The sequence below is a fragment of the Acinetobacter sp. I-MWF genome (genome assembly GCF_025433935.1).
Lineage (GTDB): Bacteria > Pseudomonadota > Gammaproteobacteria > Pseudomonadales > Moraxellaceae > Acinetobacter > Acinetobacter guillouiae.
Map to the genome: position 1 here is coordinate 1 of NZ_JAMBAR010000057.1, position 341 is coordinate 341.

The following is a 341-nucleotide window of genomic DNA, read 5'->3' on the forward strand; positions in this document are numbered from 1 at the left end:
TCGTATAGGTAATTTCATGTGGTCCTTCAGGTAATGGATTAACTGGCGTCAATGTACCTGTAGTTGGATCATAAGTAGATGGAACTTCTACACCATCTACAATCAATGTTGGTTTGTCACCTGGTGTCACTGGACCAATCACAATCCCTGGGGTCGTGTCATCCGTTTGTGTACCACCTGGGAATGTCCCTTGGTTATCACCTTGGTTGTCAACAAAACCCTCTGGTGTTGTTGGCTTACTTGGCGCTGTTGTATCCACAACCACTTGAATCGGATCACTTGGAACACTGGTGTTACCCGCTGGATCTGTGATCGTATAGGTAATTTCATGTGGTCCTTCA

General features: G+C 45.5%; 1 protein-coding gene. It reads right to left on the reverse strand.

Annotated features, from left to right (window positions below; genetic code table 11):
• A partial coding sequence (locus tag M2R48_RS21345) for a hypothetical protein (protein WP_315972866.1) occupies positions 1 to 341 on the reverse strand: 341 nt, incomplete at both ends.